Raw genomic sequence first — 14,927 nt, 5'->3', positions numbered from 1 at the left:
CGGATGAGCGATAGAATCGAACATACGTTCTAGTCGTTTCGGAGTTCTGTCCATGATCGTGGATCAGCTGTCATCGGTGAGTGATGATCTGGCCGCGCTCGAGCCCTGGACGTTGACCGGTGGCGAGGTTCGTGAGGTCGCGATCGCTGTGGTCAGGGCCCGGACGTGTCTGGATGCGGCGCTCTCCCGTCTTGCTGGGTGCGCGGAGGACATGGGGCTGGCCAAGGACGACGGAGCGACCTCCACGACAGTGTGGTTGGCGGGTGCGACGGGGATCAGCAAGGGCGAAGCCGCCAAGCTCGTCGGCCTCGCGCGGGTGAGCGGGGTCGAGGCCAGCCAGGCGGCTTGGGCTCGCGGTGACCTGTCGACGGATCAGGCGGCGGTGATCATGAAGGCGATCGACGCCTTGCCGGACTGGTGCGGTGACGAAGAGCGGGCTGACGCCGAGGCTCATTTGATCCGTCTCGCGGCGGAGTACGGCCTGGACGACCTGAAGCGGTTGGCGAACCGGGTGCTGGAGGTCATTGACCCCGATGGTGCGGACGAGCACCTCGGGGAGCAACTGCGCAAGCAGGAGCAGAAGGCCTGGGACGCCACCCGGATGGCGATCAAGGACCGAGGCGACGGCACCACCCGAGGCTCGTTCATCACCCCCAACGCAGCTGCCGACACCTTGCGCGCGGCACTGGAAGGAATCATCGCCCCACGCCGGACAGCGGCGAATGCCGAACACCACGGCATGGGTGCCGATGACTGGTTGGCGTTGCCGAGGGATCGCAAGCTCGGGCACGCGTTCACCGAGCTCATCACGCACCTGCCGACCGATGCACTCCCGCAGTCCGGCGGTTTGGCCGCCACCGTGGCAGTCACCGTGGACGTGGACGACCTGCGGACCGGTCAGGGAACGGCCACCAACACCTCGGGCACGAACTTGTCAGCCCGCAACGCCCAGCGTCTGGCGTGCAACGCCCACCTCGTCGCGCTGTACCTGGAGAACGGCACCAGGGTCATCGACCACGGCATGACGAAAAGACTTTACGACCGCCACCAGCGCCTCGCCCTGGCCGTCCGCGACAAGGGCTGCGTGTTCCCCGATTGCGACCGCCCGCCGGCGTGGTGCGAAGCGCACCACCTCAGCTTCTGGTCCGAGGGCGGACCGACCGATCTGAACAACGCGGCGCTCCTGTGCCACTTCCACCACTTCCTGGTCCACGAGGGGGAGTGGGAAGCCCGGATGGGAGCCGACGGGATCCCCGAGATCATTCCGCCACCACGCATCGACCCCGAGAGACGTCCTAGACGTCACGCCAGGTTCACCAAGCAGGAACCCCGCGCCGCCTAGCGGCATGAGGTGCAGGAACGGACTGGCGGTCGTAGCGTCGAGGGCATGACCGACAACGCACCCAAGACGTGGTTCATCACCGGGACGTCCCGCGGTTTCGGACGTGAATGGGCCGAAGCGGCCCTCGAGCGGGGCGACCGGGTCGCCGCCACCGCACGCAACACCGACTCCCTGGACGACCTCGTCCAGAAGTACGGCGACGCGATCCTCCCGATCGCCCTGGACGTCAACGACTGGGCCGCCGACTTCGCGGCCGTCAAGCAGGCGCACGATCACTTCGGACGTCTGGACGTCGTGGTCAACAACGCCGGTTACGGTCACTTCGGGTTCATCGAGGAGCTGACCGAGGACGAGGCCCGCGCCCAGATCGAGACCAACCTGTTCGGCGCCCTGTGGGTCACCCAGGCTGCGCTGCCGTTCCTGCGCGAGCAGGGCAGCGGCCACATCATCCAGGTCTCCTCGATCGGCGGCATCTCGGCGTTCCCGCTGGTCGGCATCTACCACGCGTCGAAGTGGGGGCTCGAGGGCTTCTCGCAGGCCCTGGCGCAGGAGGTCGCCGACTTCGGCATCCACGTGACGCTCGTCGAGCCGGGCGGCTTCTCGACCGACTGGGCCGGCGACTCCGCCTCGCACTCCGAGCAGAACCCGGCGTACGACGCATTCCGCGAGAAGACCATGCAGGGGCGCGCCAGCCGCAACGCGGAGCCGGGTGACCCCCACGCCTCGGCCGCCGCGATCCTCCAGATCGTGGACGCGCCGGAGCCTCCGCTGCGGGTCTTCTTCGGCACCGCTCCGCTCGGGATAGCGAAGGCCGACTACGCCAAGCGGATCGAGACCTGGGAGCAGTGGAACCACGTCTCCGAGCTCGCCCAGGGCAGCTAGCCGCGACGACAGTTCGTGCGGCCGCGCTGCTGGTTCGTCAGCGGTAGTTGGTGAACTGGACCGGGAAGTCCAGGTCGGCCCCCTTGAGCAGCGCGATGACTTCCTGGAGGTCATCGCGCTTCTTGCTGGTGACCCGCAGCTCGTCGCCCTGGATCTGCACCTTGACGCCCTTGGGGCCCTCGTCGCGGATCAGCTTGGAGACCTTCTTGGCCTGCTCCTGGCTGATGCCCTCGCCGAAGGTGCAGTTGATCTTGACCTCTTTGCCGGACTGCCGCGGCTCACCCTCCTCGAGGGCCTTCAGGGAGATGCCGCGCTTGATCAGCTTGTCCTTGAAGACGTCCAGCACGGCCAGTGCGCGCTCGTCGGCGTTGGCCGTGATCTCGATGCCCCACTCGCCGCTCCACTTGAGCTCAGCACCCGTGTTCTTGAAGTCGTACCGGGTCTGGATCTCCTTGATCGCCTGGTTCAGCGCGTTGTCGGCCTCCTGGCGATCGATCTTGCTCACGATGTCGAAGGAAGAGTCGGCCATGGGTGCTCCTGAAGCGTCGCGGGGGGATCGATTTCTCTCAGCCTAATCGCCTGCGATAGGCTTCCTTCTCGTTGCCCCGGCAACACCCCGGCAGGTTGCCCGAGTGGCCAAAGGGATCTGACTGTAAATCAGACGGCTCAGCCTACAGAGGTTCGAACCCTCTACCTGCCACGGGAGAAACACTCAGCCCCTGACCAGCGCGCGTGCTGGTCAGGGGCTGTTCTCGTTGGGCCTGAACCGGTCGACTGACCCTCATCGCCGATTGGGACCCGCTTCGATGGGTATCGGCTACCTGTGAGTAACCAGCGGAGCGGACCGGGCAGCACCTACGCCTACGCAGGAGGCGCGCCCGGGCGTCGGGCCGCCTCACCCCAGCAGATCGCTGCTGACGCGATCGCGGGAGCCGGACGCGCTGCCGGCGCCGTGCATGACCACACGTCCGACGCCATCGCCGACATCAAGCCGCGGCTCCGCGGCTGGCTGCACGCAGCGACGGCGCCGCTGGCGTTCGTGTCCCTGCTGGTCGTCCTGGTCATGGCAGAAGGCTTCGCAGCGCGCCTGGGGGTCGCCGTCTTCATGGTCAGCTCCCTGTTGCTCTTCACGACCAGCGCGATCTACCACACCGGGACGTGGAGCGCGCAGCGCACGAAGCTGCTCAAGCGCATCGACCACGCCAACATCTTCGTGCTGATCGCCGGCTCGAGCACCCCGTTCGCGATCCTGCTCCTGTCTGCCGAGCACGCGCGGGTGCTGATGGCTGTCATGTGGGGCGGCGCGGCGATCGGGGTCGCGGTCAAGGTGCTGTGGATCGATGCACCCAGGTGGATGGGGGTCACGCTCTACCTCGCGCTGGGATGGGCGCCGGTTCCCTTCTCGGCGGACTTCATCGGGGGTGGGCACCACACGGCGCTGCTCCTGCTCGCGGCCGGCGGGATCCTGTACTCACTCGGGGCGCTGGTCTACGGAGCGAAGCGACCGAATCCCTCGCCGGCGTTCTTCGGCTTCCACGAGGTGTTCCACGCGCTGACGATCGCGGCATTCGCCGCTCATTGCGTCGGCGTGAGCCTGCTGGTGACGGGCCGCGGATGAGCTGAGCGACCGAAATCGGCGGACCGAACCCTGCAATTGCAGGCTTCCGGGCCAGTGTGACGTGCGTTATGGGACCCCGATTTGGCGTTTCGAAAAGGGGTCCGGTAGTGTTCTTCTTGTTGGAAAGCGCAGCGAACGGCAGGCCGAAAAGCCCGCCACCGCAGCGAATCTGACCAGCTGAACCGAAACGATCAACGGCACGGAATCTTTACAGGTTCCAGGAAACGGATCGCTGAGAACGGAAGCTGAGCATGGTGACCGACCCGGTTTGACCGGTGAAAACGAGCCGTGTAAGTTGGACGAGTTGCCCTGAGGTGAGACACACCAGTCTTGCTGAGGTGAGCGTCTGATCCTTGAGAACTCAACAGTGTGCCAAAAATCGACGAGATTAATTAGTAGTACCCCGTCGAGACCGGATCTACAGACTTTCGGGTTTGTGGTGATGATCGATGGATTAATTCCGACAATTTATTTGTCAGCAAATAGTTTGTCAGGTTGAACTGAAGTTTGAGTCGCACTTATGTGGCTTTCAACGGAGAGTTTGATCCTGGCTCAGGACGAACGCTGGCGGCGTGCTTAACACATGCAAGTCGAGCGGTAAGGCCCCTTCGGGGGTACACGAGCGGCGAACGGGTGAGTAACACGTGAGCAATCTGCCCTTCTCTTTGGAATAACCATTGGAAACGATGGCTAATGCCGAATATGACCCCCCTTCGCATGTTGGGGGGTGGAAAGCTCCGGCGGAGAAGGATGAGCTCGCGGCCTATCAGCTTGTTGGTGAGGTAATGGCTCACCAAGGCATTGACGGGTAGCCGGCCTGAGAGGGTGACCGGCCACACTGGGACTGAGACACGGCCCAGACTCCTACGGGAGGCAGCAGTGGGGAATATTGGACAATGGGCGAAAGCCTGATCCAGCAACGCCGCGTGAGGGATGACGGCCTTCGGGTTGTAAACCTCTTTCAGCAGGGACGAAGCGAAAGTGACGGTACCTGCAGAAGAAGGACCGGCCAACTACGTGCCAGCAGCCGCGGTAATACGTAGGGTCCGAGCGTTGTCCGGAATTATTGGGCGTAAAGGGCTCGTAGGCGGTTTGTCACGTCGGGAGTGAAAACTCAGGGCTCAACCCTGAGCGTGCTTCCGATACGGGCAGACTAGAGGTATGCAGGGGAGAACGGAATTCCTGGTGTAGCGGTGGAATGCGCAGATATCAGGAGGAACACCGGTGGCGAAGGCGGTTCTCTGGGCATTACCTGACGCTGAGGAGCGAAAGCATGGGGAGCGAACAGGATTAGATACCCTGGTAGTCCATGCCGTAAACGTTGGGCGCTAGGTGTGGGGACCTTCCACGGTCTCCGTGCCGCAGCTAACGCATTAAGCGCCCCGCCTGGGGAGTACGGCCGCAAGGCTAAAACTCAAAGGAATTGACGGGGGCCCGCACAAGCGGCGGAGCATGCTGATTAATTCGATGCAACGCGAAGAACCTTACCTGGGTTTGACATATACCGGAAAGCTGCAGAGATGTAGCCCCCTTTTGGTCGGTATACAGGTGGTGCATGGCTGTCGTCAGCTCGTGTCGTGAGATGTTGGGTTAAGTCCCGCAACGAGCGCAACCCTCGTTCTATGTTGCCAGCACGTAATGGTGGGGACTCATAGGAGACTGCCGGGGTCAACTCGGAGGAAGGTGGGGATGACGTCAAGTCTTCATGCCCCTTATGTCCAGGGCTTCAAGCATGCTACAATGGCCGGTACAATGGGCTGCGATACCGCAAGGTGGAGCGAATCCCAAAAAGCCGGTCTCAGTTCGGATTGGGGTCTGCAACTCGACCCCATGAAGTCGGAGTCGCTAGTAATCGCAGATCAGCAACGCTGCGGTGAATACGTTCCCGGGCCTTGTACACACCGCCCGTCACGTCATGAAAGTCGGCAACACCCGAAGCCAGTGGCCCAACCGTTTACGGAGGGAGCTGTCGAAGGTGGGGCTGGCGATTGGGACGAAGTCGTAACAAGGTAGCCGTACCGGAAGGTGCGGCTGGATCACCTCCTTTCTAAGGAGCATTCGGCAACCGTCCATCGTGGTGGTTGTCCATTGGTTCTGTTTGGACACCGAATGTGTGTCCGCAGGCCAGCTCACTAGTGGATTGTCGGTTATTTGGCTCAGGTGGTGGTTGGCAGCGTCAGTACTTCTTCTTCGGGAGAGTGGAACATCGTTGTTGGTTGTCATCTGAATCAGGCACACTGTTGGGTCCTGAGGGATCAGCCCCGCAAGGGTTGGTTTCTCGGACCGTATACCCCCTCGAACCACCAGGTTCGGTTTCTTCGCTTCGGCGGGGATGCTCATCTGGTAGGCGTGGGACTTGTATGCGGGACCGATCGTATTTTGAGAACTTCACAGTGGACGCGAGCATCTTTGTAGTAACAACAAGCTACTAAGTGCACATGGTGGATGCCTTGGCATCGAGAGCCGATGAAGGACGTTGGAGTCTGCGAAAAGCCCCGGGAAGGTGACAACCGACCTGTGATCCGGGGATGTCCGAATGGGGAAACCCACTCAGAGTAAAGTCTGAGTACCTGCGCCTGAACACATAGGGCGTTTGGAGGGAACGTGGGGAAGTGAAACATCTCAGTACCCACAGGAGAGAGAAAACAAAAGTGATTCCGGTAGTAGTGGCGAGCGAAACCGGATCAGGCTAAACCTCAAGCATGTGATAGCCGGCAGGCGTTGTGTTTGGGGTGTTGTGGGGCCGCATGGTCTGTTCTGCCGATCAGACGAAGAGTCATAAACCATGAGTGAAGTGAAAGCCGACTGGAAAGTCGCGGCATAGAGGGTGATACCCCCGTACACGTAAGCTCATGGCTCTTTTGCGTCACCCCGAGTAACACCGAACCCCTGAAATTCGGTGTGAATCTGGCGGGACCACCCGTTAAGCCTAAATACTCCTCGATGACCGATAGCGGACTAGTACCGTGAGGGAAAGGTGAAAAGTACCCCGGGAGGGGAGTGAAATAGTACCTGAAACCATGTGCATACAATCCGTTGGAGCTCGTCCTTGTGACGGGTGACAGCGTGCCTTTTGAAGAATGAGCCTGCGAGTTAGTGTTCTGTAGCGAGGTTAAGGCGTTGAGCCGTAGCCGTAGCGAAAGCGAGTCCGAATAGGGCGACCATAGTTGCAGGATCTAGACCCGAAGCGGAGTGATCTATCCATGGCCAGGTTGAAGCGCGGGTAAGACCGCGTGGAGGACCGAACCCACCTAGGTTAAAAACTGGGGGGATGAGCTGTGGATAGGGGTGAAAGGCCAATCAAACTCCGTGATAGCTGGTTCTCCCCGAAATGCATTTAGGTGCAGCGTTGCGTGTTTCTTGTCGGAGGTAGAGCACTGGATGGGCTAGGGGGCCTACAAGCTTACTGAACCCAGCCAAACTCCGAATGCCGATAAGTGAGAGCGCAGCAGTGAGACAGTGGGGGATAAGCTCCATTGTCGAGAGGGAAACAGCCCAGACCATCAGCTAAGGTCCCAAAGCGATAACTAAGTGGAAAAGGATGTGGAGTCGCAGAGACAACCAGGAGGTTGGCTTAGAAGCAGCCACCCTTGAAAGAGTGCGTAATAGCTCACTGGTCAAGTAATTCCGCGCCGACAATTTAGCGGGGCTCAAGTTATCCACCGAAGCTATGGGATTTACACAATAACCAGGCCTTCGTGGTCCAGGTGTGTGGATCGGTAGGGGAGCGTCGTGTGGCCAGCGAAGCGGCGGAGTGATCCAGCCGTGGAGGCTACACGAGTGAGAATGCAGGCATGAGTAGCGAATGAGGAGTGAGAAACTCCTCCACCGAATGACCAAGGGTTCCAGGGTCAAGCTAATCTTCCCTGGGTAAGTCGGGACCTAAGGCGAGGCCGACAGGCGTAGTCGATGGACAACGGGCTGATATTCCCGTACCGGCATTAGATCGCCCATGCTGAACCCAGAAATGCTAAGTGCCCAAAACTGGCGGGACTCTTCGGAGCGATGCCGGCGCTGCGCACGACCCGATCTGGTAGTAGGCAAGCAATGGTGTGACGCAGGAAGGTAGCTCATCCCGGGCGATGGTTGTCCCGGGCTAAGGATGTAGGGCGAATGATAGGCAAATCCGTCATTCACGTGCCTGAGATCTGATGGGGAGACAATTTTGTCGAAGTGAGTGATCCTATGCTGCCGAGAAAAGCATCTAGCGAGATCTAGAGCCGCCCGTACCCCAAACCGACTCAGGTGGTCAGGTAGAGAATACTAAGGTGATCGAGTGAACCATGGTTAAGGAACTCGGCAAAATGCCCCCGTAACTTCGGGAGAAGGGGGGCCCGATTCGTTATCGCACTTGCTGCGAGAAGCGTTGACGGCCGCAGAGACCAGGCCCAAGCGACTGTTTACTAAAAACACAGGTCCGTGCTAAGTCGAAAGACGCCGTATACGGACTGACTCCTGCCCGGTGCTGGAAGGTTAAGGGGACGTGTCAGCGCAAGCGAAGCACAGAACTTAAGCCCCAGTAAACGGCGGTGGTAACTATAACCATCCTAAGGTAGCGAAATTCCTTGTCGGGTAAGTTCCGACCTGCACGAATGGAGTAACGACTTGGGCGCTGTCTCAACCATGGACTCGGCGAAATTGCACTACGAGTAAAGATGCTCGTTACGCGCGGCAGGACGGAAAGACCCCGGGACCTTTACTATAGTTTGGTATTGGTGTTTGGTTCAGTTTGTGTAGGATAGGTGGGAGACTGTGAAGCATGCACGCCAGTGTGTGTGGAGTCATCGTTGAAATACCACTCTGGCTGTACTAGATATCTAACCTAGGTCCATTATCTGGATCAGGGACAGTGCCTGATGGGTAGTTTAACTGGGGCGGTTGCCTCCTAAAATGTAACGGAGGCGCTCAAAGGTTCCCTCAGCCTGGTTGGCAATCAGGTTTCGAGTGTAAGTGCACAAGGGAGCTTGACTGTGAGAGTGACAGCTCGAGCAGGGACGAAAGTCGGAACTAGTGATCCGGCGCTGGCAAGTGGAAGCGGCGTCGCTCAACGGATAAAAGGTACCCCGGGGATAACAGGCTGATCTTCCCCAAGAGTCCATATCGACGGGATGGTTTGGCACCTCGATGTCGGCTCGTCGCATCCTGGGGCCGTAGCAGGTCCCAAGGGTTGGGCTGTTCGCCCATTAAAGCGGCACGCGAGCTGGGTTTAGAACGTCGTGAGACAGTTCGGTCCCTATCCGCCGCGCGCGTAGGAAACTTGAGAAAATCTGTCCCTAGTACGAGAGGACCGGGATGGACGAACCTCTGGTGTGCCAGTTGTTCTGCCAAGAGCACCGCTGGTTAGCTACGTTCGGAAGCGATAACCGCTGAAAGCATCTAAGCGGGAAGCGTGTTTCAAGATGAGGTTTCCCACTGGTTTACCAGGTAAGGCCCCCAGCAGACCACTGGGTTGATAGGCCGGAGGTGGAAGCACAGCAATGTGTGGAGCCGACCGGTACTAATAGGCCGAGGGCTTGTTTCTTACAAAGATGTACACCGCGTCCACTGTGAGGTTCCCGAGATATGATCGGGAACCACCAACACCCCCACCACAACCCTTTGGGTTTGGTTCGGGGAGAGTTGTTGAATGGTTTTGATATCTCAATAGAGTTACGGCGACCATAGCGAGAGGGAAATACCCGGCTACATTCCGAACCCGGAAGTCAAGCCTCTCAGCGCCGATGGTACTGCACTGGAGACGGTGTGGGAGAGTAGGACGTCGCCGGACAATCATTAGCGCGAGGCCGCCCAGGTTCATTCACTTGAACTTGCGCGGCCTCGCTGCATGTGTCACAGCACATCGATGGTCGGCACCAGGACGCAATGCGTCCCGGTGCCGGCCATTCGTGCGTTGCGCGGCAAAGCTGAGCGGGCGTTTGCCATCGAGCCTTGACCGATAACCGCCGATACGTCAGACTTTTCGACATGACTGACACGAAGAGCGCAGAGCTCGATTCCTTCCGCGACTCCCTGCGCCGGATGTGCGCGCCTTTCGGTCACGAATACTTCTTGCGCACGAGCGCCGACAAGGGCAATGCCCGTGAGCTGTGGGAGGCGCTCGGAGCGGCCGGAGCGCTCGGCGTCCTGATCCCCGAGGAGTTCGGGGGTGGCGGCGCCGGCATCGAGGAGCTGGCGATCGTGTCGGAGGAGACGGCGATCGCCGGTTCCCCGCTGATGCTGATCTCGCTGTCCCCGGCCGTCTGTGCCTCGATGCTGGTCCACCACGGATCGGATGAGCAGAAGGCGACCTGGCTGCCGGGTCTTGCGGACGGCTCGAAGGTGCTGGGCTTCGCGATCACCGAGCCCGATGCGGGCTCGAACACCCACAACATCACGACGCGGGCGCGCTTCGAAGGTGGCGACTGGGTGCTCAGCGGGCAGAAGTACTACGTCTCGCACGTCGACAACTGCGACGCGTTGATGGTCGTCGCGCAGGCGGAGAGCGGGCCGGACGATCTCCCGGCAGGGTTGAAGGTCTTCCTGGTGCCGACCGATGCGCCGGGACTGACGAAGACGGAGATCTCGGTGGACGTGATCTCGCCCGAGCTGCAGTACTCCCTGTTCTTCGATGACGTCCGCATCCCCGCCGATGCGATCGTCGGGGCCCAGGACGGGTTGGCGATCCTGTTCACCGGGCTCAACCCCGAGCGGATCAGCAGCGCCGCCCTGCTCAACGGCATCTCGCGCTACGCCATCGACAAGGCGGCCGAGTACGCCCGCACGCGAACAGTGTGGAATGCGCCGATCGGCGCTCACCAGGCCATCTCCCACCCGCTGGCGCACGCCGAGACGATGCTGGCCGGCGCTCGGCTGCTGACCGAGAAGGCGGCCCGCGACCACGATGCCGGAGTGCACGCCGGCGTCTCCGCCGCGATGGCCAAGCTGTCGGCCTCCGAGGCCGCGAGCTTCGCCCTCGACGCCGCGATCCAGACCCACGGCGGCAACGGCATGGCCACCGAGTACGGCCTGGCGACCCTGTCCGGACTGGTGCGACTGTTCCGCATCGCACCGGTCAGCTCGGAGATGCTGTTGAACCACATCGCGCACAAGGCGCTCGCCCTGCCGAGATCGTACTGATGAGCCTGCGCGTCAGCAGGCAGGGTCGCCTTGTCGACATGGTGCTCGACCGGCCTCCGGTCAATGCGCTGGACGGCGAGACCTATGATGCGCTGGCCCGGGCATTCGACGATGCTGAGCCCGAGGACGTGCTGGTGCTGCGGTCTGCCGCCCGCCACTTCTGCACGGGCCAGGACCTGGCCGAGCACCAGTCCGACAAGACCGCCGAGCAGGCTGCTGCGGACCTGCGTCGCGGTGCGGCCGCGGTCATCGCCGCCCTGCGCTGCCGTGCCCCCTTCGTGGCGGCGGTGCACGGCGGAGCGATCGGCGCAGGAGCGCTGCTGGCCTGCGCCGCCGACGTCCTGATCGCGTCCGAGGACGCATGGTTCGGCCTTCCCGAGCTGCAGGTCGGCGTGACGATCGGCGGTGCCGTGGCGCAGCGGACCCTCGGCGGCCCACTGACCAGGCGGATGCTGTTGACGGGGGAGCGCATCGGTGCCGCCCAGGTCGCGACACTCGGGGGAGCCCGGCTGGTGGCGCGGCACGAGCTCGCGCGCACGGCCCAGGAGGCGGCGCAGGCCATCGCCGGACTCGAGCAGCCCCTGGTCGCGCTGGCCCGACGGACGTGGGGCAACGACGAGCGTGAGTCCGCCGCGGCTGCCTACGAGGCCGAGATCGAGCAGTTCCTCGCCCGCTGAGCTCAGGCGCTCCGTCGCAGCCGCAGCACCGACGGCACGACCCAGCAGGCGAGCGCAGCGGCGAGCCCGGTCGCGCCCCACAGCACCGACTCGATCGTCCGGTGCTCGATGACCGGGCCGATCCCGAGGGCCGTGAGGCCGAGCGTCCCGAAGGCGAACAGCAAGAAGGCCGAGTAGATCTCGGCCCGGCGGTCCGGCGGTGCGATCGAGCCGATGAATCCCGCGGAGCCGAGCAGGCACAGGCCCGCTGCCGAACCGATCAGCAGCGAGCCGATGACGACCGCCGGCGCGCTGCCGCCCTGGCCTCCCAGCGCCACGGTCAGCCACCCGAGGGTCGCGCACACCGTGCCGATCGCCATGGACGTCGTGTGTGCGAGGCGGCGTCCGCCGATCTGCGCCAGGGCCAGCAGGATGAGCATGCTCGACACCAGCCAGCCGGTCCGGGTCTGCGAGGTCCAGCCGATCGTCCCGGCGATCTCGGCGCCGAACGTCCCGAACACGCCCATGCCGAAGTTGGCGGTGATGATGCCGGCCGCGGAGACGCTGAACGGGAACCACAGCCGCCGCGGCACGCCGATCGGCTGCACCAGACGTACCCGCGTTGACGATCGCGGTGATCGCGGGACCCGGTTGAGCAGTGCGGCCGGGACGGCCAGGCAGGCTCCGATGACCAGGAACGGGAACAGTCGGGGGTGGTCGGTCAGCCCCGCCAGCGCGCCGGACAGCAGGGGACCGATGGCCATGCCGGCGGCGAGGCACAGGGTGTTGACGAATGCGCCGGCCGCGAGCCCGCGGGGATGGGACTCCATCAGCGCTGCTGCTGCGGCCCCCGTCACCAGGCCGCTCGCGAAGCCGTGGATCAGCCGCCCGATCACCAGCACCGGATAGCTGGGTGCCAGCGCGAGTGTCAGCAGCGCGATCGCCAGCATGACCAGGCCGATCAGCAGGGTGTTGCGCCGGCCGATCCGGTCCGAGAGACCACCGAGGAACGACACGATCACGATGACGCCGACCGGATAGGCCGCGAACGCCAGGCTCACCTGGACGTCCGAGATGTTCCACGCCTCCTGGTACACCGGGTACAGCGGCGTCGGCGCGAAGCTGGCCACCATCGCCAGGAAGATCAGCGCGCAGGCCCCGACCAGCAGCCCCCCGGATCGCCGGCCCGCGGTGGTGGTCACCGGCGTTCGAAGAAGTCGAAGGTCGCGCCGTAGACCGACCGGAGGCCCAGCCGTCGTGTCGTCCCCGTGGCATCGCTTGCCTCGACGACACCCGTGCTGACGCCGTGCTCCCCGCCGGCCAAGGCCTCGGCGAGTGCGTCCAGGTCGTCCATCGCGCAGCTGGCGACGACGCGCGGGACCGGATCGGGGCTTCGCGTGCCGCCCGGCATGACCTCGCCGAACTCGAGGCGGGCGTTGCGCGATGCGGGTCCGCGGAACAGCGCCGCGGCGAATCCCTCACCGGGCTCCAGGGCCAGCATCTCGGCGACCGCGGGATCGTCGAACCGGCCCTCGAAGTAGGGACGGCCCCCCAGGACGTGCTCGGCGAAGGACTTGGCCCCGGCGTAGCGGTCGGTCATGAAGACGACGGCGTTGACCTCACTGGTCTGCTCGGCCCCGTCGTGGTCGATGACGCATCGCGTGCCCTTCTCGCGGTACTGCACGCTGGCGTGCACCAGGCCGGAGAACGGCTGCTCGAGCATGCGCTCGCGCACCGGCAACGTCGTGCCGGGCAGCGCGTAGTGCGTGGCGGGGGAGCGGAACGTCCATCCCGCGGCCTCGACGAGCGCCTCGGTCGTGGCGGCGTCCCGCTGGTAGAAGTCCAGGGCGTACGCGCCGGGACGATCAGGCCGGCCGGCCGGTTCCGGCGCGGGAAGTCCCGGAGCCTCGACGAGGCGGATCCAGCCACCATGGCTGCGCGGCTTGGCCAGCAGGACGGTGCGGGTCGGCGCCACGGGCAGGGCCCACAGCGACTGCCACGCCGGGTCGGTCACCGGCTCGACGGGCCCGGGGGTGAAACCGAGCAGGTCGACGTACAGCTCGCGCAGCGGGGCGATGTCGGCGACCGGCAGGACGATCGTGTCGATTCCGTCGAACATGTCAGTAGCTCCTCGGCAGGCCGAGCGCCTCGCCCAGGATGTTGCGGATCATCTCGTTGGAGACGGGGCTGAACAGCTGCAGGCGGGCATCGCGGAAGTACATCTGCATGGCCGACTCCTCGGCCAGTCCCATCGCGCCCATGGCTCGCATGCCGCGGTCGACGATGCGTGCCGTGCTCTCACCGGCGGTGAGCTTGCACATCGCGGACATCTCCGAGGCGGATCGTCCGGCCTCGATCATGCGGACCGTCGTGTTGACCAGGGCGCGTGCCGCGGTGAGCTCGGCGATCGAGTCGGCAGCCGGGTGCTGGACGGCCTGCAACGCACCGATCGGAGCACCGAAGGCCTCCCGCTCCCCGGCGTACTGCACGTGCAGGTCGAGCGCGGCGCGGCCGATGCCCAGGCTGATGCCCGCCGCGAGCACCCGCTCGACGTCCAGCGTCTGGCCCAGGATGCTCATCGCGCGGCCACGCGTCCCGACCAGGTGGTCCAGCGGCGCGACGGCATCGTCGAGGAACACCTCGCACGTGATGGCGGCGCGCATGCCGCCCAGGTGGACCCGGCGCGTGGTGACCCCGGGCTGGTCGGTGGGCACCGCGATGATGCTCAACCCGCGTCCCTTCCGGCCGTCCTGCACCGCGTCGGTGCGGGCGACCACGAAGATCACGTCCGCCTCCTGGCCGAGGGAGATCCAGGTCTTCTGGCCGTTCAGGACCCACTGGCCGTCCTGCTCGCGGGCTGTCGTGCGCAGGCTCAGCAGATCGGTGCCGACCCCCGGCTCGCTCATGCCGAAGGCGCACACCGTGCGTCCCGATGCGATGTCCGGCAGCTGGGCGGCCGCCGCACCGGCGTTGGCGTCGGCCAGCATGCGCATCGCCATGCCGCAGGTCACGTAGTCGACCGCCAGGCTCGGCAGGACACGGGCGATCTCCTCGGTCACCGCCAGGGCGTCGCCCACGGTGCCGCCCGAGCCGCCGGCCTCCTCGTCGGCGCCGAGGCCCAGGACACCTGCCTCGCCGAGGGCCTGCCACACGTCGCGGTCGAAGATCCCCTCCCGATCGATCTGCAGCGCGCGGTCCTGAGGCAGGTGGCGGCCGAGCAGGGCCTGCACCATGGACCGCAGATCGTGGCGCTCGGCGGGTTCCTCAAAGGGTGACGTGTCCAGCAAGGGGAGCTCCTAGTCGGGAAGGACCC

The 14,927-nt window shown here is 63.8% G+C and carries 9 protein-coding genes, 1 tRNA gene and 3 rRNA genes; 9 read left to right on the top strand and 4 right to left on the bottom strand.

Annotated elements, in window-relative coordinates:
- Positions 1-52 precede the first annotated feature (52 nt).
- Positions 53-1,342, top strand: a complete 1,290-nt coding sequence (locus NQV15_RS15690; protein WP_232403789.1) for an HNH endonuclease signature motif containing protein — start codon at positions 53-55, stop codon at positions 1,340-1,342.
- A gap of 45 nt (positions 1,343-1,387) precedes the next feature.
- A complete protein-coding gene (locus tag NQV15_RS15685) occupies positions 1,388-2,224 on the top strand; it encodes an SDR family oxidoreductase (RefSeq protein WP_232403787.1) in 837 nt (278 codons plus the stop codon).
- Positions 2,225-2,261: 37 nt separating this feature from the next.
- Here NQV15_RS15685 and NQV15_RS15680 read toward each other — a convergent pair whose 3' ends face one another.
- Entirely contained in the window at positions 2,262-2,753 is a 492-nt protein-coding gene (locus NQV15_RS15680; RefSeq protein ID WP_232403785.1) for a YajQ family cyclic di-GMP-binding protein, read from the bottom strand.
- Between the two features lie 89 nt (positions 2,754-2,842).
- Here NQV15_RS15680 and NQV15_RS15675 point away from each other — a divergent pair.
- From NQV15_RS15675 to NQV15_RS15645, 7 genes are all read left to right on the top strand, one after another.
- A tRNA-Tyr gene (locus tag NQV15_RS15675) sits at positions 2,843-2,924 on the top strand.
- Positions 2,925-3,047: 123 nt separating this feature from the next.
- Positions 3,048-3,842 (top strand): PAQR family membrane homeostasis protein TrhA, encoded by a 795-nt coding sequence (trhA, locus tag NQV15_RS15670; RefSeq protein ID WP_232403783.1) that lies wholly within the window; start codon positions 3,048-3,050, stop codon positions 3,840-3,842.
- Between the two features lie 529 nt (positions 3,843-4,371).
- Positions 4,372-5,889: ribosomal RNA gene (locus NQV15_RS15665) — 16S ribosomal RNA — on the top strand.
- A gap of 371 nt (positions 5,890-6,260) precedes the next feature.
- Positions 6,261-9,363 (top strand): 23S ribosomal RNA (locus tag NQV15_RS15660).
- 129 nt (positions 9,364-9,492) lie between these two features.
- Positions 9,493-9,609: ribosomal RNA gene (rrf, locus tag NQV15_RS15655) — 5S ribosomal RNA — on the top strand.
- The 16S, 23S and 5S rRNA genes sit together here, the layout of an rRNA operon.
- A 197-nt stretch (positions 9,610-9,806) precedes the next feature.
- A complete protein-coding gene (locus NQV15_RS15650) occupies positions 9,807-10,958 on the top strand; it encodes an acyl-CoA dehydrogenase family protein (protein WP_232400390.1) in 1,152 nt (383 codons plus the stop codon).
- Entirely contained in the window at positions 10,958-11,635 is a 678-nt protein-coding gene (locus NQV15_RS15645; RefSeq protein ID WP_232400393.1) for an enoyl-CoA hydratase/isomerase family protein, read from the top strand. Before NQV15_RS15650 ends, NQV15_RS15645 begins: the two co-directional genes overlap by 1 nt.
- A 2-nt stretch (positions 11,636-11,637) precedes the next feature.
- Here the strand turns inward: NQV15_RS15645 and NQV15_RS15640 are convergent, their stop codons facing one another.
- Genes NQV15_RS15640 through NQV15_RS15630 form a run of 3 tightly spaced genes read right to left on the bottom strand, consistent with a single transcriptional unit; the run spans position 11,638 to position 14,901 of the window.
- The gene (locus NQV15_RS15640; protein ID WP_232400395.1) at positions 11,638-12,816 is read right to left on the bottom strand and encodes an MFS transporter; all 1,179 of its coding nucleotides are present in this window, start codon (positions 12,814-12,816) and stop codon (positions 11,638-11,640) included.
- Positions 12,813-13,733 (bottom strand): hypothetical protein, encoded by a 921-nt coding sequence (locus tag NQV15_RS15635; RefSeq protein WP_232400396.1) that lies wholly within the window; start codon positions 13,731-13,733, stop codon positions 12,813-12,815. The genes NQV15_RS15640 and NQV15_RS15635 overlap by 4 nt, the downstream gene beginning before the upstream one ends.
- Before the next feature lies 1 nt (position 13,734).
- A complete protein-coding gene (locus NQV15_RS15630) occupies positions 13,735-14,901 on the bottom strand; it encodes an acyl-CoA dehydrogenase family protein (RefSeq protein WP_232400398.1) in 1,167 nt (388 codons plus the stop codon).
- Positions 14,902-14,927: the final 26 nt, after the last annotated feature.

It is taken from the genome of Aeromicrobium wangtongii, from assembly GCF_024584515.1.
In the GTDB taxonomy this organism is placed as follows: domain Bacteria; phylum Actinomycetota; class Actinomycetes; order Propionibacteriales; family Nocardioidaceae; genus Aeromicrobium; species Aeromicrobium wangtongii.
This window is presented reverse-complemented; position numbering and strand designations above follow the sequence as displayed.